The sequence below is a fragment of the Nocardia sp. NPDC051911 genome, from assembly GCF_040681035.1.
Taxonomy (GTDB): Bacteria; Actinomycetota; Actinomycetes; order Mycobacteriales; family Mycobacteriaceae; genus Nocardia; species Nocardia sichangensis.
Genome location: NZ_JBFAXY010000001.1, coordinates 150,230 through 174,286 on the forward strand (window position 1 = coordinate 150,230; position 24,057 = coordinate 174,286).

Sequence of the window (24,057 nt, forward strand, 5' to 3'; positions counted from 1 at the left end):
TACTTTGGCGTTCCGAGCGAGGAATTCGGTTCGGTCAGAGTCGTCCCGCTTCCGGTCCGAACCGGGCCAGCACCAGGTTCTCCACGACACCGACGATCGCGTAGAGCGCCACCGAGACCAGCGTGACGATGACGATCGATGCCCACAACTTGCTGTACTGGAACGTGGGGATCGCCCGGATCAAGCCGGCGCCCAGGCCGGTGCCGCTGCCGAGCCACTCACCGAGCAACGCGCCGATCAGCGCACCCGGCACCGAGATCCGCGCGGCGGCGAACACCGAGGGCAGCGCCGCGGGCACGGCCACCATGCGCAGCCCGGTCCACCGCGATCCGCCGTACGCGGCCACCAGTTCCAGCGCCTGCCGCGGCGCGTTGCGCAATCCCGCCATGATCATGACCAGCGCGGGGAAGAACACCACGATCGCGGCGAGCACCGCGACCCCGGCCTGGCCGCGGCCGAACACCAGCACGATGATCGGCGTGAGCGCCACCAGCGGAACCGAGCGCAGCAGCATCGCCACCGGCAGGAAGGTCTGCTCGATCGCGGCGAACGACACGAACAGCGCGGCGACCACCAATGCGGCGAGCATGCCCGCGCCGAACCCGAGCGCCGCGTCACGCAGCGTGATCTGCAGGTCGTCCAGGATCGCCTGCCGCGCGGTCGCGGCGTTGGGCGCCGTCACCAAGTAGGTCCAGATATCGCCGGGCGTCTTGCCCACCCGCGGGCCGACCTGCGGAAACGCTTTCAGGAAGACGTACCAGATCACCAGCATCAGCACCAGCGATGTGCACAGCGGGAAAAGGAAGATCCCGATCCGTCGCAGCAGATTCATCGGACCTCCCCCGTGACCTGGTGCAGCGCAACGCGCGTGGAGATCTTCATCGCGCCTCCCGGACGGTCCAGGGCGCGGCCAGGCGGGCGGCCAGCGCCACCAGCGCGTAGCCGAGTCCGGCCAGCGCGGCGGCCGCCAGCGCCATGCCCCAGGTGCGTGGCACGTTGTAGGAGGTCTGGGCGGCGGTCAGCGCCACCCCGATGCCGCTGTCCACGCCACCGAGGTACTCGCCGATGATCGCGCCGAGCACGGCCGACGGCGCGGCGATCTTCAACGCCGCGAACGTGCTCGGCAGCGCCGAGATCGCCTGCACCCGGTACAACTGCTGCCAGCGTCCGCCGCCGTAGGCGCGCACCAGCTCCAGGCTGGTCCGGTCGGCCGAGCGCAACCCGGCGACGGTGCCGACCATAGTGGTGAAGAAGCAGTACATCGCGGCAAGGAAGACCGTCGGGGTGCGTCCGCCGAACACCACAAGGATGATCGGGCCCAGCGCGAGCAGCGGAGTGCAATAGCTCAGGATCGCCAACTGGGTCGCCAGCGACTCGATCGGCGGGACCAGCACGATCAGGACGGCCAGGGCGATGGCCAGGCCGTTGCCCCAGACGAATCCCTGCAGCGCGCCGAGCGCGGTGATCCGGAAATTAGGGCCGTACAGGCCCCATCCGTCGGAGTACATGGTGTGCAGCACCTGCCAGGGACTCGGTATGGTGCCGCCCGCTACCTCGAACGCCGCGAGCGCCCACCACACCGCGACCAGCCCCAGCACGCCGAGCACGCCGCCGAAGCGCTTCACGCCGTATCCCCTGTCCGCCGGACGCACGGCTGCCGCCGCAGCGGCCCAGTGCGCACGCTCGCCCGCTGCCAGCCCGGCTTACGGTGCCGCACACAGCGTTCCGGTTGGTGCTCGTTCATGCGACGCCTCCTTTTCCGGCGGTCCCGAACAGCAGCTCGGACAGATAGTCGTGCAGCTTGTGGAATTCCGGTGTCCGCATCATCTCGGGCAGCCGTGGACGCGGCAGATCGATCTCGACCAGTTCCAGCACCCGCCCCGGCCGCGGGCTCATCACGGCCACCACGTCGGACAGGAACACCGCCTCCGCGATGCCATGGGTCACCATCAACGTCGTCGCGGGCTTCTCGGTCCAGATCCGCAGCAACTCCAGATTGAGCCGCTGCCTGGTCATGTCGTCCAGCGCTCCGAACGGTTCGTCCAGCAGCAGCACGGTGGGCTTCACCACCAGTGCGCGCGCGATCGAGACGCGCTGGCGCATGCCGCCGGACAGCTGCGCGGGCTTGGCCTTCTCGAAGCCGTCCAGCCCGACCAGGCGGATCAGGTCATCGATCTGCCCCGGCTCCGGCGTGATGCCCGCGACCTGGAGCGGCAGCGCGATATTCGACGCCACCGATCGCCACGGCAGCAGCGCCGAATCCTGGAAGGCGATGCCGAACGCGTGCTTGCCGCGCAGTTCGGCGGGCGTCGAGCCGTCGATCAGCGCCTTGCCCGCCGTCGGCGTCTCCAGGCCAGCGAGAATGCGCAGCACCGTCGACTTGCCGCAGCCGGACGGACCGAGCAGCGACAGGAACGCGCCCTGCTCGGTGTGCAGATCGACGCTCGCCAGCGCCTGCACGGTTTTCCGCCCGACCCGGAAGGTCTTGGTCAATCCGCTGAGATGAATTCCGGTCCCCCCGGCGGTATCGCTCTCCGTGCTCATGACGGCCACCATAGGAGCACCCCGTTGCACGGACATTGCGAATGGCGTCGCCAGATTGCGCAATCGTTACGGTCCGCACCGCGCATTTCCGATCGCGGCGATCCGAACGGATGAGATACGCCCCGCCGCGGGTTACACGACAGGTGAACCCGATCCTCACGCTGCTCGACGCCAAGCTGCACATCGCGGGCTCGGAGATCCTCTGGCGCGAGGTGGTCGGCAACGGCTTCGGCTTGGCTTCCGCGATCGGCGGCATGCGGCGGCGGGTCTGGGCCTGGCCCGTCGGCATCGCCGGGAACGCGCTGCTGTTCACCGTATTCGTCGGTGGGGTGTTCCACACTCCGCAGCAGCTGAACATGGCCGGACAGGCCGGACGCCAGCTGATGTTCATCGCGGTCAGCGTGTACGGCTGGTGGAGCTGGTACCGGCACGCGGCACGCGGGACCGCGCTCGAGCACCGCGGCGTCGACCCGCGCTGGGCGAGCACGCGCGAACGCGTCGTCCTGGTGGTGGCGATGCTCGCGGGCACGGCCGTTTTCGCCCAGCTCTTCGAATGGCTCGGTTCCTACGGCCCGTGGGCCGAGGCATGGATCTTCACCGGCTCGGTGCTGGCCACCTACGGCATGGCCAGGGGGCTGGCCGAGTTCTGGTTGATCTGGGTCGCGGTCGACCTGGTCGGCATTCCACTGCTGGTGCGTGCGGGCTACTACCCGTCGGCGACGCTGTATCTGGTCTACGCGGGATTCGTAGCCTGGGGATTCCTCGTTTGGGCGCGAGCCATGCGCCGACCCACCGGCGCCGATACGCCGCTGAATCGATTCAGCACCGCCGATCGGTGACCGGCCGGCACCCGGTCCATCAATCAGTAATTCGTTCGCTACCAGCCTGATCCGGCCTTCACGCCATTCCCAATACTGGGAATATATGCGGTGCCACATGTTTGCCACACTTGCGAAGAAGCCCAAAACCGCACAGAGCCCGAGTTGCTCGACATCCCGATGACCGCGCCGCACCACCGCTGGTAGGAACGATTTCCGGCATGTGAGCGTCAAGATCCGCGGGCCTGAGCACTTCGGCCCGCGGAGGAACAGCCAGCATGACATCGCCATACATCCGCGATATCCGACTGATTGCCAATCATGTACTGGCGGTCCCAGAATGCTTCACACCACACTATGTCTCCTCGGCGTGCGCGATGGAGTTCAGTGCAGTACCCTGCGCGAATCCGTATACAAGCGAATTCGTGGCATCCCCGGACGGCGGGCCGTTCTCGTCAATCGTGTTCCGCGGCCCGCGCACGGGGGCAGTCGGTTCACATGCCCTGGTGATCATGCACGTCGCGATGGACGTCCGCATCACCCGCGCGGATATGGCCGGGATCTTCGAACTCCCGATGGAAAACACACGGGTCGACCCGAGGATTCCGCCCGAAGGAGCGGTTTCGTTCACCTCTGAGCATGGGGCGAGAAAGCTGCGCATCAGATTCCATGCCCGCTCGCAACTCCTCAGAGACATATCCGTACACGAGAACCGTGGACGAGCTCGGAGCCTCGGCAGCGGTAGCCCGGAATGAGACGTCTCCGCGAACTGTTCCTGAACCTGACGACCGGCCTACGCCGCGATCTATCGAGATACGCGAATGCCGCATCGCACAATGTCCATAATCTCAGCGGAGAAGTCAACCTGACCGTCGCCAAGTCAATTGACGCCGATCTCGCCGGTCGGGATGCCATCCGACGGGAAACCCTGGAAATCCCGGAATACCAGAAACGTCTACAGCGGCTCGGCTACTCGACGTCCGTAGAGACCGGGCTGGGCGGAGAAGTCGACGAAATCGCCGGGTTGTCCGAGGACCTCATTCGTCAGATCCAGGACGTACAGCAGTTCGGATGGACCATTCGCTACGGAAAGAGAGGGGACGGAACCTATGCCGACTACGACGAGAAGGCTGTTGTTCTCGATCGCAATATGGAAGGCAACGCCAGAGCCTCCGCCGATGCGCTCGCACATGAGATCGACCATGCCCACCCCGGTAATCCGCATAACGACGCCCCCTCGCCGCCGATGGGCCGAACGCGAGAGCAATGGGTGGTCGATCATGTGGACCGGTCGCTGCGGAACGAGGGCCATGCCGTCATGTCACAGCTCGCCATACGCCGCCAGATACTCGAAAATGGCGGGCCGGACATCAATCACAGCGTCTCGGGGAAATACCGCAGGATTTACGAGAGATATCGCGGTGGAGAGTTCTCCCACGACGAGGCGGTACAACGAATAGCTGATCACTATCGCTTCGAGAGAGGAAGCCACAGCAATATGTCGTACGGCCAGAACTTCCGTCAGTGGTACGAAGATTATTGGGACACTTGGATCGCGCAGACGGCGTGAGCGCCTACACCACGTCGACCCGCACGCCCGCCGCCCGGATCGCCTGCACCGCCCCCGGATCCGCGCCGGTATCGGTGACCAGCACCTGCACCTGCTCGATGCCGCAGATGCGGGCCAGTGCGGTGCGCTCGAGCTTGTCCGCGGTGGCCACCACCAGCACCCGGCCGGAACGCCGCACCATCTCGGTGGTCACCCCGGCCTCGTCGATGTGCCTGCACTGGGCGCCGCCCTCGACGGAGATCGCGTTCACGCCGAGCACGAGATCGTCGAGCCGCAGTTCGGCCAGCGCCCGTTCGGCCAGCGGCCCGTGCAGCTCGTAGGACTCGCGCCGGGCCACACCGCCGAGAACGATCGTGCGCACGTGTGGCCGCAGCACCATCTCCCCCGCGATGTTCAGCGCGTTGGTGACCAGAGTGAGCTGTTCGTCACCGGCCGATCCGAGATCCGTGCGCACGGCCAGCGCCCTGGCCACCGCCGTGGTGGTGGTGCCGCCGTTCATCCCGACCACCGCGCACGGATCGACCAGCGACGCGGCGTGTTCGGCGATGCGCTGCTTGGCCTCGCCCGCACTCTGCCGGTAACGCGCGGGCAGATCGTAGGCCACCGAGGTCGCCACCACACCGCCGTGCGTCCTGGTGGCCAGCTGCTGTTCGGCGAGCGCGGTGAAATCGCGACGCACCGTAGCGGCGGACACACCGAGCCGCTCGGCGGCCTCCTCCACCGAAAGCCGCCCGGATTCGGCGAGCAATTCCAGCAACCGGTTCCACCGTTGCGGACGATCCGACGGCCCGGTCATCTCACACCGCCCCGCTCGCGCGGGCAACCTGCTGTTTCGGCGAACACGCGAACAATATGAACACACGCACCCACCGACCGCGGAAATCCGCACGGCCGACACCGGCCCCGCTCAGAACACATCGGCCTCGACGGTGGGCCGGGCCGGAAGCGCCGCGGTAGCGGGAAGACGCCCGTCTTCCGCACCCGGATCGCGCGCCTGGGAAAGACCGGAATTCACGAAGTAGGCGATCTCTTCGCAGATCTCGTCCAGACTCACCGCCGAACCCGGCGACGTACCCTGCACCAATTCCTGGGCGAGTGAGGTGACCGCGCCGATCACGGCCAGCGCGAAGAGATCGAAACGCCGCGGACCGGTTTCGCCACGGCCGACAGCGCGTTCGGCCTCGCTGATCAGCAGCGCCGACAGCAGACCACGCTGCTGCCTGCGCCACTGCTCCACCGCCGTGCTCACGCCGACCACCTCGACATAACAGACCCGCGCGGACCGGGCGTCGGCGCACGTGACGCTCAGATAAGCGCGGAAACTCGCTACCACGCGGGTGGGCAAGGGCTCGTTCTCGGTGGCCGCCAGTGCGGTCAGCGCGCGTTCCAGCGCACGGGAGGTGATGCGATTCGCCAGGGCGATGAGCAGCGCTTCGCGGCTGCCCATGTCCTCGTAGAAGCTGCGCGTGGAGACGTTCGCCACGGCGCAGAGGCGCTCGATCGAGGTGGCCGCGTATCCCTGGGTGCCGAATAGTTCGAGAGCGGCATCGATCAGGCGGGTCTGCCGCTGGGCAACCCGCTGTTCCTTGGACAGCCCGCCGTAGCTGCGACCGTCCTTGGGTCCGTGATCCCGCCGTGTCACCTCTCGATGCTACCGCGCGGCTACCTTCCATCAGCGCGCCGAACGGTGGCGGCGCGGCGATTCCGTCATCCCGGTGCGCCAGTTCTCGCAGGCTATTTCACGCTTCCCGCGGTCAACCCCGCCACCAGACGCTTCTCGATGAGAGCGAACAGCAGCACCACCGGGACGATGCCGACGGTGGAGATCGCGAACACGTATTGCCACGCGGTGTCGTACTGGCCGACGAACTTGGTCAGCGCCACCGACAGCGGTTGGTTCTCCGGCGTGGTGAGCACGACCAGGCTGGCGGCGAATTCGTTCCAGCACGCCACCACGACGAAGATCGTCGCCGTCACGATGCCGGGCCACACCAGCGGCAGGCTCACCCGGACCAGGATCTGCCCGCGCCCGAGCCCGTCGAGCATCGCGGCTTCCTCGATCTCCACCGGGATCGCGGCGAAGAAACTGTGCAGGATCCACACCGCGAACGACAGGTTGAACGCGGCGTTCACCAAGATCATCGCCAGCCAGGTGTCGTTGATGCCGAGCGCGAAGAACTCCCGGATCAACCCGGTGACCAGCACCGTCGGCTGCAACATCTGGGTCACCAGCACCACGCCGAGAAACACCAGGCGCCCCGGAAAACGGTGCCGCGCCGTGTAATACCCGGCCGGAATCGCCACGGCCAGCACCAAAGCGGTGGCGCAGACCGCGATGATGATCGTGCTGGCCAGGTTGAACGGAAGCGGCGTCTCGGGGGTGTCCCACATCGTCGCGTAGTTGTCCGGATGCCAGGACTGCGGCAGATACGTCGGCGGGATGCGCAGGATCTCGGCTCTGCTCTTCAGCGAACCGAGCACCATCACGACGAACGGCAGCAGGAACACCGCGGCGAGCACCACGCCGACGGCGGTGAGCTCCCAGCGGGGTCGTGCACGCCGCGCGGGCGCCGCCGGGGCGGGCGGCGTCGCCGTGGCCTGCTCGCGTACCTCCACCCGCGTCGTCATCGGTCGATCTCCGCGGTCGGACGGACCAGCTTCACGTAGATCGCGATGACGACGACGATCAGCGCGAAGTTCAGCACGCTCATCGCCGCGGCGGTGTCGACCTGCTGGTTCTGCCGGATCAGCTTGAAGGTCAGCGTCGTCGTGGTGTCCGCCGAGAAGCCTGCGATGCTTCCGGTGATCACTTGCAGGATCGGCAGCGAGTTGAACACGTTGATGATGTTGATGATGGTCGCCACCGCGATCGCCGGACGCAGCTGCGGCAATGTGAGATGGCGGTAGCGCTGCCAGGCGCTCGCGCCGTCGACCCGCCCCGCCTCCTCGATCTCCGCCGGAATGGCTTGCAGTCCGGCCAGAATCGTGTAGGTGGTGAACGGCACCGAGACGAACACCGCGACGCCCATCGCCACGAGGAACGCCTGCGTCGGCTGCTTGGTGAACCCGTATCCGCGGTCGAGCAGGCCGATGTCCACCAGGAACCGATTGGCGATGCCCACGTCCGGATCGAGCATGTAGTAGAAGATCGTGGTCGTCATCACGACCGACGCCGCCCACGGCACCAGGATCGCCATCCGTACCGCGGCGCGGCCGGGGAACTCCTTGTTCAGGAATTGGGCCAGCGCCACGGACAACGCCAGCGTGACCAGCACGACGCCGACCACCCAGACCACCGTGTGGACCAGCACCGAGCCGAGTTCCGAGATGTCGAACAGCGCCCGGTAATTGGCCAGTCCGGCGGCGCCCCGGTCCTGGCCGTAGGCGCTGAGGTCCCTGGTGCTGGTCCACAGCATGTAGCAGGCCGGGAAGGCGACAACGGCCGCGATCAGGACCAGTGACGGCCCGATCCACGGCAGTGCCGCCAGTACTCCTCTGCGCCGCACGCTATTTCGTTGCTTCCTGGATCCGTTGCAACACCTGAGCGGGGTCGGCGCCCTGTGCGATGGTGCCCATCTGCTGGCGGATCACCCCTTGCGCCACGGCCCATTTCGGGTTGTTGCTCGGATAGAACCTCGCGACCGGAAGCGTGGCGGCGAACGCCTTCGTCACCGGGTCCTCGGCGAGGGCGGTGGCGGCACTGTGGGTGATCGGGATGAAGCCCTCGTGCTTGACGAAGTCCGCGTATACCGCCGCCGAATAGAAGTAGTCGAGGAACTTCTTGATCGACTCGGCCTTGGCGCCGTCCTTCTTGAACGCCATCAGATGATCGGCCACCCCGAGCGTGACCGGGTTCCCGGTCTTGGTCGGCGAAGGCGCGGTCGCGTACCGCAGACCCGGATTCTTCGCGGTGATCTGACCGATGGTGGGCGGCAGGGCTTCGATCATGCCGATCTTGCCCTGGATGAAGGCGTTGATCACGTCCTTGCGGTCGGTCGCGCCCGGATTCGGCTGCGTCGCACCGGCGTCGATCAGCTCACGCATGGCCCGCACCCCTTCCAGGTTCTCCGGGGTGTCCACGGTGACCCGGTCGCCGTCGGCCCACGAGCCACCCGCGCCGAAGGTCCAGATGGAGGTTTCGCCTTGCGCCTCCTCGCTGCCCAGCGGGAGCCCGTACCCGGAGACGCCGCCGCCCAGCGCCTGAATCTTCTTCGCCGCGTCGGTCAGCTCGGCCCAGTTCTTCGGCGGCCGGACGATGCCCGCTTTCTCGAACAGTTCGGTGTTGTAGAACAGGGTTCGGGTGGAGGCGAACAGCGGCAGCGCGTATTGCGTGCCGTTCAGCGCCGCGTTCTGCGCGAAAGCGGGCTGGATGTCGGCCAGCACCGGCGCGGAGACGATGTCGGTCGCCGGGTAGAGCAGGCCGTCGCCCGCGAAGCTGGCGTAGGCGTCGATGTTGAGGATGTCCGGGGTGGTCGACTGCGACTGGAGCTTGGTGCGCACCACGTCGTTGATCGAGTTCCACGACTCCATCTGCAGATCGACGGTGATGCCCGGGTTCTGCTTCTGGAATTCGGCGATGATGCCGTCCCACAGCGCCTTGGTGCCCGTGGCGCCGTCGCTGTAGGCGGGAGCGAGGAAATTGATCGTGGTAGCCGAGTCCGCACCACTTTTCGAACCGAACCCACAGGACGACAGGGCCAGCGCGACGCCGGTGACCATCGCGACTCCGGCAAGCACGCGGTGGAATGGTCTTTTCACGAGCAGAACCTTTCAGATTTACCCACCCGGCGCCAGCGGAGCCGCCGATGATGGGAGGACACACCGTCGGTGCACCTCAATCTAGCCCGAATTGTGATCATATGTGACCGTTTTCGTCTGAAATTTGACATAAACGATCATCCAGAGTGAAGCTGGTTGCGTGCCTACGCCTGCCGACCACACGCCGCAGCCGCATCTGGTCACCGAAGTGGCCACCCAGCCGGACGATTGGACGCACGCCGCCGCCGTCGCGGCGGAACATCGCGCCGTACTGCCGAAACCGGGCGAGCGGGTCGCGGTGATCGGTTGCGGCACGTCGTATTTCATGGCGCGCGCCATCGCGGCACTGCGCGAGGGCGCGGGTCATGGCCTCACCGACGCCTGGCCCGCCAGCGCGGTCCGCGCTCGCGAGTACGACCGCTACCTGGTGATCTGCCGCTCCGGCACCACCACCGAAGTGGTGCGCGCGATGCGGGACATCCCGGCGCACGTCCCTCGGACGGTGATCTGCTCCAGTCCCGGCACGCCCGTCCTCGAACTGGGCGACCCGATCCTCATCGACCAGGTCGACGAGCGGTCGGTGGTGCAGACCCGCTTCGCGACGACCACCCTCGCCATCCTGCGCAACCACCTCGGCGAAGACCTCACCTCGGTGATCGCCCGAGCGCGCGCGGTGCTCACCGAGGATCCCGCCGAGTCGCTGGCCGCGGTCCGCCACGCCGAGCAGATCAGCTTCGTCGGTATGGGATTCGCGGCGGCCATCGCCGAGGAGGCGGCGCTCAAGCTGCGCGAATCCTGTCAGTCCTGGACGGAGGCGTATCCGGCGACGGAGTACCGCCACGGCCCGATCGCCATCTCGGCGCCCGGCCGGGCGGTCTGGGCGTTCGGCCCACTCGAGCCGGGCTTCGCCGACGACGTCGCCGCCACCGGCGCCCACCTGGAGCATCGCGACATCGACCCGATGGCGGACCTGGTCCGAGTGCATCGGCTCTGCCTCCTGCGTTCCGCCGACCTGGGATTGGACCCCGACCACCCGCGCGGCCTGAATCGCTCGGTGGTTTTGAAGTCGTGACCGAGGGCCTGCGGTGAGCATTCGCCGTACCGCGCCGGGTGCGGACGGCATCGTCGCGCCCGCAGCCACACCGTCGGCCTCGAGTCGACTCGAACTCGTGACATCACCACAGGCCGCATGCGCACCGTCGCGGGAGCCACCACGAACTACTGTGCCGAGGATGGGAACCGAGCAGCCGCGTGCGCCGTCGGGTGCGTCCGTGTCCGGATCGCGCGGCGCGGAGACGGACCGCGCCTGCCCCGGCGACCGGCCGACCGCGCGGCGAGGTTCGGCCGGGCAGCCCACGGACATACTCGGCGCAGCGGCGCGGGCGCTGCCGGACGACGCGCTCGTGCTCGGCATGGATGTCGGCGGCACCACCATCAAAGGCGAGATCACCGACGCGGGGGGCGCTGCGCTGGCCGTGGGCACCGTGGCTACACCGCATGGTCCGGCCGCGTTCGATGCCATGGGCGAGCTGGGCGATCGGTTACTCGGGGGACTCCCGGAATCCGACCGCCGCCGGGTACGTCGCGCCGCTGTCGTGCTGCCCGGCATCGTCGACACCGCCCGGTCGGTCGCCGTGTTCAGCAGCAACGTCGGCTGGCGGGACGTGCACGTGGGCGACCGCTTCCCCGAGCGCTGGGGTGTACCGACGCTGATCGAACACGATGTCGCCGTGGCCGGTTGGGCGGAATGGCGGTACGGCGCAGGGCAGGGCCACGAGAATGTGTGCGTCGTCATTCTCGGCACCGGTATCTCGGGCACGCTGTCGGTCGGCGGGAGGCTGGTGCGCAGCAGCTACGGCCAGGTCGGCGAGTACGGGCACGTGCCGGTGCGGCGTGCGGGCGGATTGCCCTGCCCCTGCGGCAATACCGGATGCGTCGAGACGGTCGCCTCGGGCGCGGCCATCGCGCGGGCCTACACCCGGCGCACCGGACGCGAGACCGGCGGCGCGGCGGAAGTTTTCGCACTCATGTCCACCGACCCCGACGCCGCCGCCGTCGTGGCGGACGCGGTCGACGCGCTCGCCGACGGTCTGGTCGGCATCGTCCACGCGGCCTGCCCCGAACTCGTCGTCCTCGGCGGCGGGCTCGCCGGAGCGGGCGCGGCGCTCACCGACCCACTGCACCGCGCCCTGTCCGACCGGCTCCGCCTGGTCCCCGCTCCCCGAGTCGTCCTCGGCCGGTTCGGCGCACGCGCGGGCTTGGCAGGCGCCGCCCTCTTCGCCCGCAGCGGAGCGTTGACATGACGTCACCCGCGCGGCCGGCGAACCGAGGACCCCACGTCTCGCCGAGCGTGCCTCTCGACAAGGGCCCCGCGCGGGTCTTCAGGGCCGGATCGTCGTACGAGCGACCGCGCGGCGGCTCGATGGCAGCACAGCCCGGCCACATGGTCGGCACCGCGAGTAGCGCCAGTGATCCTGGGTCCAATCCCGTCGAGACGGTTGCCGCCGGACACGGTGACCACCTGCGCGCCTCGAACCCGTGCGGCGCGGTCCCGCACCCGACGACGTACCGCTTCCGGATCATCCCGGCCGCCCGGCCGTTCGTCGACAGTCGCGCACGGCAAACTTCAGCCAGCACAGTGGACATCCCTATCCAGCAGCCGGTCCGCGCGAGCCGAGGGGCACTCGAATGACAGCACACACACAGCTCATCCGGGGGCGCATCGTCTCGGCGAGCGTCACGGTGGACGACGGCGTAGTGATGGTGTCCGGGGATCGGATCGACGCGGTGCGGTCGTTCGCGCAGTGGCGCGCGACGCATCGCGATTTACCTGAGCCGCCATTTTCGGGAACCGTGCTGCCGGGGCTTGTGGACATTCACAATCACGGCGGGTTCGGGTACCGGTTCGATACCGTGCGCGGTGAGCAGGCCCGCGCGGCGGCGCAATCGCACCATGCGCGCGGCTCGACCACCGTGGTGGCGAGCGTGGTCACCGGCCCCGCCGCGGAAATGGTGGCGCAGACCGCCACCTTGCGCGAACTCGCCGAGGAAGGCGCGCTCGGCGGTATCCACGTCGAGGGACCCTTCCTGTCCGAGGCGCGCTGCGGGGCGCAGGACCCGCGATATCTGTGCGACCCCGATCTCGGGTTGACCGACCGGCTGCTGGAAGCGGGTGGCGCGCACCTGCGCGCGATGACGCTCGCGCCGGAACGTCCCGGCTACGCGGCCGTCGCGCGGCGGCTGACCGACAACGGCGTGGTGGTCGCGCTCGGCCACAGCGACACCGACTACGCGTCGTTCCGGAACGCGCTGGCTCCCAAAGGATCAGGAAGCCTCGTGACGCACTTGGCGAACGGCATGCCACCGCTGCATCACCGGAACCCGGGCCCGGTCGCCGCGGCGCTGGCGGCCGCCGCGGGCGGTGACGTGACGGTGGAGCTGATCGGCGACGGCGTGCACGTGGATCCGGGCTTCGCCGCGCTGGTATTCGCGACCGCGCCGGGGCGAGTCGCGCTGGTCACCGATGCCATGCAGGCCGCGGGGCTCGGCGACGGCGAGTACCAGCTCGGTCCGCAGCCGGTGACGGTCCGTGCCGGCGTGGCGCGCATCGCGGACGGCTCGATCGCGGGCGGCGTCAGCACCCTGCTGGAATGCGTCGCGCGGGCCGTGCGCGACGCCGGCGTCCCGCTGCGCGCGGCGGTCCTGGCGGCCACCTCGGTTCCGGCCGCCGCGCTCGGGCTCGCCGACGTCGGTGACCTGCGGCCCGGCTATTTCGCCGACATATTGACAGTCCGTGACAATCTCCACTTGCGTGGGGTGCTCAGACGTGGACAGTGGTTGAAGTGATCCTCACCGTGACAATGAATCCCGCGTACGACATGACCTATCGCGTCGAACGCTTCGAACGCGGGCAGGCCCACCGAGTCCGGTCGGTGGAGCAGCGCATCGGCGGCAAGGGCATCAACGTGACCCGGGTGCTGAATCAGCTCGGCAAGTACGCCAGGGCCACCGGGTTCTCCGACCACGCCTTCGCGGCCGCCGCCGAACTGGAGATGCCGGTCGACTTCGTGCACGCGCTGCCCTGGGTGCGCCGCACCGTGGTGATCAGCGAATCCGAGGACGGCACGGCCACCGCGCTCTGGGAGCCGGGTGCGCGAGTCTCCAATCCGCATGCCGCCGAACAGTTGTCGGTCCGGGTGGCGGGACTGCTCCCGGAAATCGCCGGATTGGTCATCTCCGGGTCGCTGCCCGGCGGCATCGAACCCTCCCTGCCCGCCGAGATCGCCCGCACCGCCATCGCGGCCGACGTGCCCACCATCTGCGACGTCGACGGCGAAGCGCTGCGCTTGGCCGCCCAGGTGCCCGGCATCGTGCTCACTCCGGACGAGACCGAATTACAGCGCCTCATCGGCACCCGGCCGACGACCGCCGACGACATCGTCATCGCCGCGAAGCCGCTGATCGACAACGGAGTGCGCGCCCTGATCGCGACCCGCGGTCCCGAGGGGATCGTCGCGGTGACCGCCGACGGCGCGTGGACCGGGGCGCTCGCCGAACCGCTCGCCGGAAATCCCACCGGCGCGGGCGATGCCGCGGTGGCTGCGGTGATCGCCGCCCTTTCCTCCGAATCGCGCCCGGACTGGGCCGCCCTGCTCGCCGACGTGGTCGCGACCTCCGCGGCCGCCGTGGTGGTTCCGGTGGCCGGTGAGATCGATCGCTCCCTGCGCACCCGCCTTACCCCCACCGTTCTGGTTCGGGAACTGGACATCTCCACACCGCAGAAGACTTCTCCATGACGGCCGAGCCGGTTCGCCGCTGCGCGCGAACGTGCGGAACGCTCCCGCGATGCGGGCGAGCCGGGCGATCCCGCGACCCTGGTCGCTTACGCGGCTCGCATGGCGAACCACATGCCGCGTTCACCCGCCGACGACCTCGGCATGCGGCGAGCCGGTCACGGACGCACAAGCCGGTCCCCAACGCATCCGGTCGCGCCTCCGCCGTAAACCCTGTACGCCGCTCGCCCTTGAAAGCACGCAACCATGCCGCTGACCTCGATACCGGATCTGATCGCCACGGCCCGCCCCGGCGGACTCGGCGCCTTCAACGTGATAACCCTCGAGCATGCCGAGGCGATCGCGGCCGCCGCGGAATCGGCGAGAAAGCCGGTGGTGCTGCAACTGTCGGAGAACACCGCGCGCCATCACCGCGGCATCGCCCCGCTGGCACTGGCCTGCCTGCGCATCGCCGCCGACAGTGAGGCCGCGATCGCGGTGCATCTCGACCACGCCACCAGCACCGAATTGATCCATGCCGCCGTCGATCTCGGCATCCGCTCGGTGATGTACGACGGCTCGGCCCTCGACTACGCCGACAACCGCGCCGCCACCGCCGCGATCACCGCTTGGTGCCACGAGCGCGGTGTGCACATCGAAGCCGAGCTCGGTGAGGTGGGCGGCAAGGACGGCGCCCACGCGCCCGGCGCACGCACCGATCCCGACGAGGCGGTCGAATTCGTGACCGCTACCGGCGTCGACGCACTCGCGGTCGCCGTCGGCTCCTCGCACGCCATGCACACCCGCACCGCCGAACTCGACAACGACCTCATCGCCCACTTGGCCGCGAAGGTCCCGGTCCCCCTGGTGCTACACGGCTCATCCGGCGTCCCCGATCACGGCCTGCGCGCCGCCGTCGAACACGGCATGACGAAGATCAACATCGCCACCCGCCTCAACATCCGGATGACCGCCGCCATCCGCGCCCGCCTAGCCGCAGCCCCCGACCTCTCCGACCCACGCGAATACCTCACCCCCGCCCGCACCGCCATCCAGTCCGAAGTCGAACACTTCCTCCACCTCCTCGCCGGTTGACCGCCACGAGTGGCACACCATCGAGGCCTCTTCTCGCGTTTTGCCACAGCCATGTGCCACTCGCGAGATTTGTCGGGGGTGGTGGGGAGGATGGGGGTATGGGGGAGATCGGGGAGGTTTTTCCGGGGAGTTGGGCGGTACGCGCGGGGGTGGTAAGCGCTTGGGAGTTGCGGAATGACTTCGAGCGTGTGTTTCCGGATGTTTATGTCCGGAAGGGGATTCGGCTGGATGCGCGGGGGCGCGCGCAGGCGGTCGCGCATTGGGTCAAGGGCACCGGGATTCTGGTCGGGTTCTCCGCGGCGGCTATGCATGGGACGCAGTGGCTGGACGATAAGCCCGCCGAGATCGCGCTGTCGACTCGTGCCCGGCCGCCACGGCACGTGCTGGTCTATCGGGACGCCATACCGGCGGACGAAGTATGCAGCGTCGGCGGATTCCGGTGCACCACACCGGCGCGGACCGCGTTCGACCTGGCCCGACGCCTCGACTTCGACGAGGCGGTCGAAGTCGTCGACGCCCTATGCAACGCGACCCGGCTGACCACCGCGGACATCGAACGGCTGGCCGAACGGCACCCGCGCGCACGCGGCGCCACGAGCTTGCGCCGAGTTCTGCCCTACATCGACGGCGGCGCCGAGTCCATCCAGGAGACGCGTACGCGCTTGCTGCTGCGGCAAGCAGGACTGCCCGCGCCGGAAACCCAGATCCGTATCCATGGCCCGGACGGAATGACCCTCGCACGCCTCGACATGGGCTGGCGCAAATGGCGAGTCGCCGTCGAATACGACGGAGCCCACCACTGGACCGACCGCGACCAGCGCGCCTGGGACATCGACCGCAACGCCGCCCTGGAATCCCTCGGCTGGACCCTCATCCGAGTAAGCGCCGCCCTCCTGACCCACCGCCCCCGAACCATCACCGCCCGGGCCCTGGACGCCCTCCGCCGGCACGGCGCCGACATCTGACGAGTGGCACACCATCGAGAGGCCTTCTCGCGTTTTGCCGCAGCCATGTACCACTCGTGGACATGAGCGGCCGGCGACGCATGCGAGGGGGCTGCGCCGCCGGCCGGTTCCAGTGGTGGGCAGGGCAGTTGCCCACCGGTAAAGCTGTCGATGGATCGCTTCGCATCGACGGGAACACTCTTCCGGATGGAGCTGTGTTATGGGTGTCGTGAAGCTGAGAGTCTGCTGGGAGACGTGTCAGGTGAGGTCGGCGGTGCGGATCGCGGAGGTGAATCCCGCCCACTGGGTCGGCGTGAACGCCAGCGTGGGCGACGCGTCCGGCGCTCCTTGGAACTTACTGTCCCGGACCAGCACCAAGGCCCCGTCGAAACACACTTCGACGCAGGCGGTGCTGTCGTTCGAATGTGATGACTTGAACCAGCAGGCCGCGCTCCCCATACCGATCACGCTACAACGCGGCGAGTCTGCGTTCGATCAACGTTATGGACTCGTTCTGCGAGAGCGCGTGCTCGGCGAGAGTGGTAGCGAACATGGTCGCGAGGTGGCGCACCGGTTCGCTCTCCTCGATCACCCCGAGATGGATCAGCGTCTCGGTCCACGCCACGTCGGGTAGGAGTGCATTCTCGAACCCGAGGAGGTGGAACGACGCACCGCTGAGCAGCACACCGCCCGGCGCGTCGAAGGGTATGACACGAATGTCGATCGTGTCCGCATGCGTCTCGGTAATCGATAGCAAGTGGCGCAACTGGTCTTCCAAGACAGCCTCGCCTCCGGTGCGCTGGGTCAGCGCGGCCTCGTTGACGATCGCGGTGACCTGCAGCGGCTCTGATTCGGTGAGTCGTTTCTGGCGTCGCAGGCGGACCTCTACCCAGCGATCGATTTCCACTTGCCGAATCCGCGCCCGGTCGTTGGCGATCACCGCCCGCGCGTAGTCCTCGGTTTGCAGCAGACCTGGGATCAAGATGCTCGTGTAAGTCCGAATGCTCTGCGCCCCGTGCTCCAACCCGTAGAGGCGGATCACTTCGTCCGACAACAACTCCGCGTACTCCGACCACCAGCCGCGTCGCTTCGCGATGTCGCGGAGCCGCAACATTTCCTCACGTTCGTCCTGGTCGAATTCGAGCAAGCTCATCAACTTTCGCAGCTTGTCCTCGGCCAGGACGCGTTCTTTCTCCACCTTCGACCAATACGACAACGTGAAGCCGAGTTCCTTGGCGATGACGGACGCGGAGACGTCGAACTCGGTGCGGCGGCGCTTGATCCGGAGCATAAGCTCCCAGCGCGCCACCGTGGGCGAGAGTGGTGCCATCGTCCGATGCGTCCTTCCGGCTCCGGCTGTTCGTGCAGATGACCGTACCCGGATCCACAGGCGGTCGAGTTTGTCAAATTGACTTGTCAACTTGACCTATCGCACTGTCGCGCCTACGCTTCTTGTGTTGCGCATCACAGCGGGGGCTTTCGACAGAACCCGCTCCGGCGGGGAGGGGGTTCTGATGTCCGTGCACGTCGTCGACCGCATGTGGATCGTGAGCGATCGGACGCCGCATCAGGCGCGGCGGGTCAGTGACGACGCGTGGGTGGTGTCCTATCTGCGTGGCCGGATGGTGAACACCGAGCAGGCGACGGCGGCTATCCAAGCGGCGGAGATGGTTTCGCTGACGGAGGAGTTGGTGCGCCCAGTCGGGCTCACCGCGCTGGAAGCGGTCGGCCTCGTCGTCCTCGAATCGCCGTGGGACACCGCGCCGTTGCGCACTCGGTTCCGATTGCCGCGTCCGGGCGGGCGGCATCGCCGATGATCCTTCAGGTGACGCCCGGCGCGAAAATTCGATCCAGGGGGTTGACGCAGTGGAACCGCTGCCCACCAAAGAGCTCGTCCTGAAGGCTTGCCGCATGGCGCCGCATCGCGCCCACCCAGTCCTGGAGTCGGCTCACCTACTCGCGGGATTACACCAGCGCCGCCTGCGCTGTGCACCGGGCGGGACGAACGAGATCGACCAGCACCGCGCCCGCCTCGTGCTCGTCATCGACCGCTGGGTCGCCACCGAGACGTCACCGCCGCACGGCGGCGCACACATGCACACCGAAACCGTGGGCATGGTGGTCGATCGGCTCGCGCAGTTCTCCGCCAGCGCGTACGACATCCTCTCCGGCGCGCCGGAATGGGCCGTGCACAACGCCTGGGAGCGCCTCGCCGAACTGTCGCTGGGCTATGAAGATCTCGCCTACGAGGTCGCGGCGGGCGTGCGCCGCCTCCCCTATCTCAGCGGCCCGCGCGAACACCCGTGATCAGTCCTCGCCCGGCCACGCATTGGCCTCGACCCGGGCGCGCACCCGCGCCACGTCGGCTTCGGACGGCATGTCGTTGGTGATCTTGGTGATCATCACCTGGATGTCGGTCTGGTCGATGTCCGCGCCGCCGGAGCCGGCCAGCTCGGCGGCGATCCGGGCCACCTCCGCGTCGGACAGGCGGCGGCGCAGCAGGGCGAGCAGCGGGATGTAGTCGGCTTCCGGGACCCCGTCCGGGTATCCCACCCGCAGCCAGCTGATGATCGCGTGCAGGAAGGGAGGCATCGGCGGCGGCTCGGGTCAGTCGGAATCGGCGGGCGGATCGGCCAGCGGCCAGCCGCCGGCGGCCAGATGGGACGCGACGCGAGCCACGTCATGCTCGTCCGGCTGCTCCTTGGCGAGCCGCGCGATGGCCTCCTCGATCTCGGTGTGCGTGATCTCGCTGCCCGAGTTCGAAGCGACCAGTTCCTCGGCGATCGCGACCACCTCGTAGTCGGTGAGGTGCCGGTGCAGCACGGCGAACAACGCCACGTAGTCCGACTGCGGCACGCCCTGCGGGTAGCCCGCGCGCAGCCAGCCCACGACTTTGCCGAGCAGTTTCGGCCGAACCGGGGCTGGTTTCACTGGATCGGTCACGCTGGCACTCCTTACGCCTGCCCGAACAGATGGATGCCGAATTTGGCCGCCAGGAACGCCTTCGCCGTGTACAGAATGCCGGTGACGATCGCAACGACGACCAGCACGAAGCAGGCAAGCGCGACCGCGAGGGCCGGATAGTTACGCCGCACCGTGCCCGCGTCGGTGGTCGCGGTCATCGACCAGAACCGCACCCCGAGCGCGAAGATCATCGGCAGACCGGCGCCCAGCACCAGCCCGGCCACGATGACTTTCCACAGGGCGTTCAGATTGGTGACGAGAGTGTGCACGCCTGGTCCTCCTACACCTGGGCGGAGCGGTTGGAGTCCGCCGACGTGGTCCGGCCGCCCGTAGGCGGCGCGGTCCGATCGTCCGTGACCGGCGTGACCGCGGACGGATCGGCCCCCTCGCCCGGCCACTCGTTGACGTTGCCGGTGTGCACCGGATCGCGCCGCGACCGCAGGTACATCAGCGTCGACAACCCGACCAGCAGGGCGAAGACCACCAGCACCCCGGCCAGTCCGCCGATGACGTGGGCGATGCCCCAGCAGATCGCCCCGGCGACCGCCGCGAGCGGCAACGTGAGCAGCCATGCGACCACCATGCGCCCCATCACGGCCCAGCGCACCTCGGCGCCCTTGCCCAGGCCGGTGCCGAGGATGGAGCCGGTCGCGGTCTGCGTGGTGGACAGCGGCAACCCGAAGTGGGCCGAGGTCAGGATGATCGCGGCCGAGGCGGATTCCGCCGCGAGCCCCTGCGGCGAGTCGATCTCGACCAAGCCCTTGCCCAGCGTCCGGATGATCCGCCAGCCGCCGAGGTAGGTGCCCGCCGCGATGGCGAGGGCGCACGCGGCCATCACCCACAGCGGCAGGTCGTCGTCCTTGGTGAGCGTCCCGTGCGCCACGAGCGCGAGGAAGATCACGCCCATCGTCTTCTGCGCGTCGTTCGTGCCGTGCGCCAGCGAGACCAGCGAGGCGGAGCCGATCTGGCCCCAGCGGAATCCCTCGGTGACCTTGCCCTCCTCGGCGCCGCGCGTGATCCGGTACACCAGCCACGTGCCGATCGCCGAGATCAGCGCGGCGACGATGGGCGCGAGCACCGCGGGCAGGATGATCTTGGTGACCACGCCGTCCGACCCGGACGCCCAGATCACCCCGCTCCAGCCGAGCGCGGCCAGCGTCGCCCCGATCAGACCGCCGAACAGCGCGTGCGACGAACTCGACGGCAGGCCGAACAGCCAGGTGAGCAGGTTCCACAGGATTCCGCCGACGAGGCCGGCGAACACGATGACGATCAGGTCCTGGCCTCCGACGGCGTCGAGTCGCACGATGCCCTTCGCCACGGTGGCGGCGACGGCCACCGACAGGAACGCGCCGACCAGGTTCAGCGCCGCCGAGAGCGCGACCGCCACCCGCGGCCGGAGCGCGCCGGTGGCGATCGAGGTCGCCATCGCGTTGGCGGTGTCGTGGAAGCCGTTGGTGAAATCGAATGCGAGCGCCGTGACGATGACGATCAGGAGAACCAGTAATTCGACGGTCACGCCTCCAGTGTGCTGCACCCCCGGACGGCACAGTCATGCCGGTTACCGGAACTTCGTCCGGCCTCCGTGCACTAGTCTGATCCGTCCAGGTCAGCCGGTCCGGGTGCAGTGTGGGGCGACGGGCCGACCGGCGAACCGGTCATCGATCCACGAGTTGGCGCCGGGGATGCCGCTGAGTCCGACGAGGAAGTGTTCGCCGAAATGGACCTGGAAATCCACCTGCGTTCCGGCGCCACACCAGTCCGCGTAGAGCTTCTCCGCGCCGGCCAGCGGCACCCACGGATCGTGCGTGGCGTGATACAGGAACACCGGCACCGTCGGCGCGCTCGCACCCAGCCGATTGGCGGCCAGGATCTCCCTCACCATCGGCAGGTCGGTGGGCGCGGCGGCATGGGTGAGCGCCTGCACCGGAATGGGCGCCACGGCGCCGCCGAACTCCTCCGCGGTCATGCACAGGTCCTTGCCGACCTGAGCCAGCCGCCAGCCGTCGTCGTTCATCAGGCCGAGCAGCTCGGGGTACTCTCGCGCCAGTCCGAGGGTGGCGGCCAGGAAGACTCCGGACGCGGCGTTGCGTCCGTTCATGGTGGACAGCAGCATGTCGAAGTCGGCGGGGACACCGCCGAACGCCGCACCCACCAGATTCAGCTCGGGCGCGTATCGCGGGGCCAGTTGTGCGGCCCATCCGCTCGCGATGGCGCCGCCGGAGTATCCGGTGACCACGGTCGGCGCTTCCGGTCGCAACCCGAACTCCGGCGTGTTCACCACCGCCCGGATCGAGTCGAGCACCGCGTGCCCGGCCATCAGTCCCGCCGCGTACGCCTGCCGCGGGCCCTGATGGTCGGGCACGAGCACGGCGTAGCCCTTGGACAGCGGAATCTGGGCGGCCCAGAACTCGGCTGTCGGCTCGTTCCTGAGTTTGTAGGACGGTGCGCACCGATGCCCGAGCGAGTCGATCGCGGCATTGAACGACAGCACCGGACGCGGCCCCGGTCCGTTCCACGGGGCCTGCGGCACGAGCAATGTCGCGACCACGGGCACCGGCAGGTCCTTCGAATCGGTGGACCGGATCAACAGTTCGGTCGACCGCAACGGGAACGCGGTCAGGCCCGTTCCGCCCGCACGGGACGCGAGAATCGCTCCCGGAGGCAGGCTCTCGAAGCCCGGCGGCGGCGTGTAGAAGGGATCGTCCAGCGGCGTGGGCAGGATTCCCGGATACTCGCGCGACGGCGTGAGGAACTGCTCGATCGGATTCGCCCGCACGGGCGTACCGACCGCACTCACCGCCAAGGCGCCCAGGAGTGCCGCCAACAGCAGGACATACCGTCCGCACAGCGATTTTCGCATCATCCCACCCGCCCGCCGATTCCTTGTCCGGAAGCACGAACCGGCCGGACCACTGCGTTGTGGGGGCCATCCGGAACCTTGCGCTGCCCATACTTACAGTGGCTCGACGTGCTCGGCACGCCCGACACGCGCCCGGCGCGGGAGCGACCACGCTTCACATCACGGCAGTAGTGCCCGAATGGTATCGATGGTGTCCGCGTCGGCGGGGTCTTTGTCGGGGCGATACCGCACCACACGAGCGAAACGCAGAGCGACACCGCCGGGGTAGCGGGAACTGACCTGCACGCCGTCCAGCGCGATCTCGACGACGAGTTCCGGCCGCAGGTACACGGTGTGCTGATCACGCGAGCGCTCGTGGCGGGGGAATTCGTCGGTCTGCCACCGCAACAGCGCGTCGGTGAGTCCTTTGAAGGTCTTGCCCACCATGACCGGCTCGCCGCCCTCCGGGTCGCGCGCGCCGAGATGGAGGTTCGACAGATAGCCCGTGCGGCGGCCGTAGCCCCATTCCGCGCCGAGCACGACCAGGTCGAGGGTGTGCGTCGGCTTGATCTTCTGCCAGGCCCGGCCCCGTCTGCCCGCCGCGTACGGCGCGGTCAACGACTTGACCATGACGCCCTCGTGCCCCGCGGCCAGCGCGGCGTCGAAGTATTCCGCGGCCGCATCGGCATCCGGCCGCAGCAGCGCCGGGATGGTGTGCTCGGCGGCCACCTTCGTCAGCGCGGCGCGCCGCTCGGACAGCGGAGCGTCGAGCAGGTCCTGCCCGTCCAGGTGCAGACAGTCGAAGAAGTACGGATGCAGCAGCAGCTCCCTGGTGGAGCTCACCTCGGCGAACCGGCTCATGGTCTCCTGGAACGGACGCGGCCGTCCGGCGTCGGTGAGCGCCAGCGTCTCCCCGTCCAGCACGACGCTCGTGCAGTCCAGGCCCGCGACCAGCTCGACGAGTTCCGGAACGCCTGCGGTGATCTCGCGCAGCGTCCTGGTGAAGATCCGGACCCGGTCGCCGTCCCGGTGCACCTGAATGCGCGCGCCGTCCAGTTTGTGCTCGACGCTCACCTCGCCATGGAACTCGAGCAGCGCCTCGTCCAGCGTCGCACCGGGCGAGGCGAGCATGGGCTGGATCGGACGACCGACTTCGAGCCGGAACTCCGCGAGCGCCGCGGCCCCGCCGGTGAGCGCCGCGACGGCGGTGACCGGCAGGCGGCCCGACAACATGTACGCCCGGCGCACCGCATCGGGCGGCACGTCCGCGGCGACCGCCACGGCTTCGGCGACCAGGGCGGTGAGCGCCCCTTGGCGCAGTTCCCCGGTGAGCAGGCGTACCAGGAAGCCCTGCTCGTTCGCCGTCGCCGCGGACCACAGCGCCGCGAGCAGCTCCTTGCGCCTGGCCGCGGAACCGGCGCCGGAGACAACGGCCAGCTCGCTGAGCGCCGCGTGCACCGCCGACACGGTGAGCGTGGGCACCGGCGCGGGCGCGTGGTCGAGCGTGGTGAGCGTGCGCCACCCCGTACCGATCCGCCCCTGTGCCAGTTCGCCGGACGCCCAGGCGACCACGGGCACGAGCTCCTCCGGCGCGGCCGCGGTCAGCAGCGCGGCGAGCGTCGCGATCTTCGTCTTGCGCGACCTGGTCGCCCGCACGGTCTCCGAGGCCAGCACGACATCCGAGAACAACACCCTGCCGACGGTAGCCGCCGGGTACGACACCTGTCCGCGAGGAGTGTTAATCGGAAAT

Annotated in this window: 27 protein-coding genes; 11 read left to right on the plus strand and 16 right to left on the minus strand. The window is 68.4% G+C overall.

Features of this window, described 5'->3' with window-relative positions:
* Positions 1 to 34: 34 nt before the first annotated feature.
* From AB0L97_RS00865 to AB0L97_RS00875, 3 genes are all read right to left on the minus strand, one after another.
* Positions 35 to 832, minus strand: coding sequence for an ABC transporter permease subunit (locus tag AB0L97_RS00865; RefSeq protein ID WP_355071806.1), 798 nt, complete (start codon positions 830 to 832; stop codon positions 35 to 37).
* Positions 833 to 878: 46 nt separating this feature from the next.
* Positions 879 to 1,625 (minus strand): ABC transporter permease subunit, encoded by a 747-nt coding sequence (locus tag AB0L97_RS00870; RefSeq protein ID WP_355071804.1) that lies wholly within the window; start codon positions 1,623 to 1,625, stop codon positions 879 to 881.
* Positions 1,626 to 1,740: 115 nt separating this feature from the next.
* A complete protein-coding gene (locus tag AB0L97_RS00875; RefSeq protein WP_355071802.1) occupies positions 1,741 to 2,544 on the minus strand; it encodes an ABC transporter ATP-binding protein in 804 nt (267 codons plus the stop codon).
* Positions 2,545 to 2,687: 143 nt separating this feature from the next.
* Here AB0L97_RS00875 and pnuC point away from each other — a divergent pair, with 143 nt between their 5' ends.
* From pnuC to AB0L97_RS00890, 3 genes are all read left to right on the plus strand, one after another.
* The gene (gene pnuC / locus AB0L97_RS00880; protein WP_364424428.1) at positions 2,688 to 3,383 is read left to right on the plus strand and encodes a nicotinamide riboside transporter PnuC; all 696 of its coding nucleotides are present in this window, start codon (positions 2,688 to 2,690) and stop codon (positions 3,381 to 3,383) included.
* A gap of 257 nt (positions 3,384 to 3,640) precedes the next feature.
* Positions 3,641 to 4,117, plus strand: coding sequence for a hypothetical protein (locus AB0L97_RS00885; RefSeq protein ID WP_364424430.1), 477 nt, complete (start codon positions 3,641 to 3,643; stop codon positions 4,115 to 4,117).
* Positions 4,114 to 4,932, plus strand: a complete 819-nt coding sequence (locus tag AB0L97_RS00890) for a hypothetical protein (protein WP_364424432.1) — start codon at positions 4,114 to 4,116, stop codon at positions 4,930 to 4,932. Before AB0L97_RS00885 ends, AB0L97_RS00890 begins: the two co-directional genes overlap by 4 nt.
* 4 nt (positions 4,933 to 4,936) lie before the next feature.
* On the opposite strand, the gene AB0L97_RS00895 is transcribed toward AB0L97_RS00890, so the two are convergent.
* The 5 genes from AB0L97_RS00895 to AB0L97_RS00915 form a co-directional block, all read right to left on the minus strand.
* A complete protein-coding gene (locus AB0L97_RS00895; RefSeq protein WP_355071795.1) occupies positions 4,937 to 5,728 on the minus strand; it encodes a DeoR/GlpR family DNA-binding transcription regulator in 792 nt (263 codons plus the stop codon).
* A gap of 111 nt (positions 5,729 to 5,839) precedes the next feature.
* Positions 5,840 to 6,574, minus strand: a complete 735-nt coding sequence (locus AB0L97_RS00900; RefSeq protein WP_364424434.1) for a TetR/AcrR family transcriptional regulator — start codon at positions 6,572 to 6,574, stop codon at positions 5,840 to 5,842.
* 92 nt (positions 6,575 to 6,666) lie between these two features.
* Entirely contained in the window at positions 6,667 to 7,560 is an 894-nt protein-coding gene (locus AB0L97_RS00905) for a carbohydrate ABC transporter permease (protein ID WP_364424436.1), read from the minus strand.
* Positions 7,557 to 8,438, minus strand: a complete 882-nt coding sequence (locus AB0L97_RS00910; protein ID WP_364424438.1) for a sugar ABC transporter permease — start codon at positions 8,436 to 8,438, stop codon at positions 7,557 to 7,559. Before AB0L97_RS00910 ends, AB0L97_RS00905 begins: the two co-directional genes overlap by 4 nt.
* Position 8,439: 1 nt before the next feature.
* A complete protein-coding gene (locus AB0L97_RS00915) occupies positions 8,440 to 9,690 on the minus strand; it encodes an extracellular solute-binding protein (protein WP_364424440.1) in 1,251 nt (416 codons plus the stop codon).
* 160 nt (positions 9,691 to 9,850) lie between these two features.
* On the opposite strand from AB0L97_RS00915, the gene AB0L97_RS00920 reads away from it, so the two are divergent.
* The 6 genes from AB0L97_RS00920 (at position 9,851) to AB0L97_RS00945 (ending at position 16,522) form a co-directional block, all read left to right on the plus strand.
* A complete protein-coding gene (locus AB0L97_RS00920; RefSeq protein WP_364424443.1) occupies positions 9,851 to 10,762 on the plus strand; it encodes a sugar isomerase in 912 nt (303 codons plus the stop codon).
* Between the two features lie 160 nt (positions 10,763 to 10,922).
* The gene (locus tag AB0L97_RS00925) at positions 10,923 to 11,993 is read left to right on the plus strand and encodes an ROK family protein (protein ID WP_364424445.1); all 1,071 of its coding nucleotides are present in this window, start codon (positions 10,923 to 10,925) and stop codon (positions 11,991 to 11,993) included.
* A 385-nt stretch (positions 11,994 to 12,378) separates the two neighbouring features.
* The gene (locus AB0L97_RS00930) at positions 12,379 to 13,536 is read left to right on the plus strand and encodes an amidohydrolase family protein (protein WP_364424447.1); all 1,158 of its coding nucleotides are present in this window, start codon (positions 12,379 to 12,381) and stop codon (positions 13,534 to 13,536) included.
* On the plus strand, positions 13,524 to 14,486 hold the full coding sequence (locus AB0L97_RS00935; RefSeq protein WP_364424449.1) for a hexose kinase: 963 nt from the start codon (positions 13,524 to 13,526) through the stop codon (positions 14,484 to 14,486). The genes AB0L97_RS00930 and AB0L97_RS00935 overlap by 13 nt, the downstream gene beginning before the upstream one ends.
* A 243-nt stretch (positions 14,487 to 14,729) precedes the next feature.
* The gene (locus AB0L97_RS00940; RefSeq protein WP_364424451.1) at positions 14,730 to 15,557 is read left to right on the plus strand and encodes a class II fructose-bisphosphate aldolase; all 828 of its coding nucleotides are present in this window, start codon (positions 14,730 to 14,732) and stop codon (positions 15,555 to 15,557) included.
* Positions 15,558 to 15,655: 98 nt separating this feature from the next.
* Positions 15,656 to 16,522, plus strand: a complete 867-nt coding sequence (locus AB0L97_RS00945) for a DUF559 domain-containing protein (protein ID WP_364424453.1) — start codon at positions 15,656 to 15,658, stop codon at positions 16,520 to 16,522.
* Between the two features lie 237 nt (positions 16,523 to 16,759).
* Here the strand turns inward: AB0L97_RS00945 and AB0L97_RS00950 are convergent, their stop codons facing one another.
* Both AB0L97_RS00950 and AB0L97_RS00955 read right to left on the minus strand, forming a co-directional pair.
* Positions 16,760 to 16,960, minus strand: coding sequence for a DUF397 domain-containing protein (locus AB0L97_RS00950; protein WP_364424455.1), 201 nt, complete (start codon positions 16,958 to 16,960; stop codon positions 16,760 to 16,762).
* A gap of 10 nt (positions 16,961 to 16,970) precedes the next feature.
* Positions 16,971 to 17,831 carry a helix-turn-helix transcriptional regulator gene (locus AB0L97_RS00955; protein WP_364424457.1) on the minus strand — a complete coding sequence of 287 codons (861 nt, stop codon included), beginning with the start codon at positions 17,829 to 17,831 and terminating at the stop codon, positions 16,971 to 16,973.
* Between the two features lie 184 nt (positions 17,832 to 18,015).
* Between AB0L97_RS00955 and AB0L97_RS00960 the strand changes: the two genes are divergently transcribed.
* Together AB0L97_RS00960 and AB0L97_RS00965 are read left to right on the plus strand one after the other, a co-directional pair.
* On the plus strand, positions 18,016 to 18,318 hold the full coding sequence (locus AB0L97_RS00960) for a hypothetical protein (RefSeq protein ID WP_355071772.1): 303 nt from the start codon (positions 18,016 to 18,018) through the stop codon (positions 18,316 to 18,318).
* Between the two features lie 49 nt (positions 18,319 to 18,367).
* The gene (locus AB0L97_RS00965; RefSeq protein ID WP_364424460.1) at positions 18,368 to 18,808 is read left to right on the plus strand and encodes a DUF4254 domain-containing protein; all 441 of its coding nucleotides are present in this window, start codon (positions 18,368 to 18,370) and stop codon (positions 18,806 to 18,808) included.
* Here AB0L97_RS00965 and AB0L97_RS00970 read toward each other — a convergent pair whose 3' ends face one another.
* The 6 genes from AB0L97_RS00970 to AB0L97_RS00995 form a co-directional block, all read right to left on the minus strand.
* Positions 18,809 to 19,093 carry a DUF3349 domain-containing protein gene (locus tag AB0L97_RS00970; protein ID WP_355071768.1) on the minus strand — a complete coding sequence of 95 codons (285 nt, stop codon included), beginning with the start codon at positions 19,091 to 19,093 and terminating at the stop codon, positions 18,809 to 18,811.
* Positions 19,094 to 19,108: 15 nt separating this feature from the next.
* On the minus strand, positions 19,109 to 19,444 hold the full coding sequence (locus tag AB0L97_RS00975; protein WP_355071767.1) for a DUF3349 domain-containing protein: 336 nt from the start codon (positions 19,442 to 19,444) through the stop codon (positions 19,109 to 19,111).
* Positions 19,445 to 19,455: 11 nt separating this feature from the next.
* Complete coding sequence (locus tag AB0L97_RS00980; protein ID WP_364424463.1) at positions 19,456 to 19,734, minus strand: hypothetical protein; 279 nt, start codon at positions 19,732 to 19,734, stop codon at positions 19,456 to 19,458.
* An 11-nt stretch (positions 19,735 to 19,745) separates the two neighbouring features.
* Positions 19,746 to 20,984 (minus strand): inorganic phosphate transporter, encoded by a 1,239-nt coding sequence (locus AB0L97_RS00985; RefSeq protein ID WP_364424465.1) that lies wholly within the window; start codon positions 20,982 to 20,984, stop codon positions 19,746 to 19,748.
* A 90-nt stretch (positions 20,985 to 21,074) separates the two neighbouring features.
* The gene (locus AB0L97_RS00990) at positions 21,075 to 22,328 is read right to left on the minus strand and encodes a lipase family protein (protein ID WP_364424467.1); all 1,254 of its coding nucleotides are present in this window, start codon (positions 22,326 to 22,328) and stop codon (positions 21,075 to 21,077) included.
* A 159-nt stretch (positions 22,329 to 22,487) separates the two neighbouring features.
* Positions 22,488 to 23,999 carry an ATP-dependent DNA ligase gene (locus AB0L97_RS00995; protein WP_364424469.1) on the minus strand — a complete coding sequence of 504 codons (1,512 nt, stop codon included), beginning with the start codon at positions 23,997 to 23,999 and terminating at the stop codon, positions 22,488 to 22,490.
* Between the last annotated feature and the right edge of the window lie 58 nt (positions 24,000 to 24,057).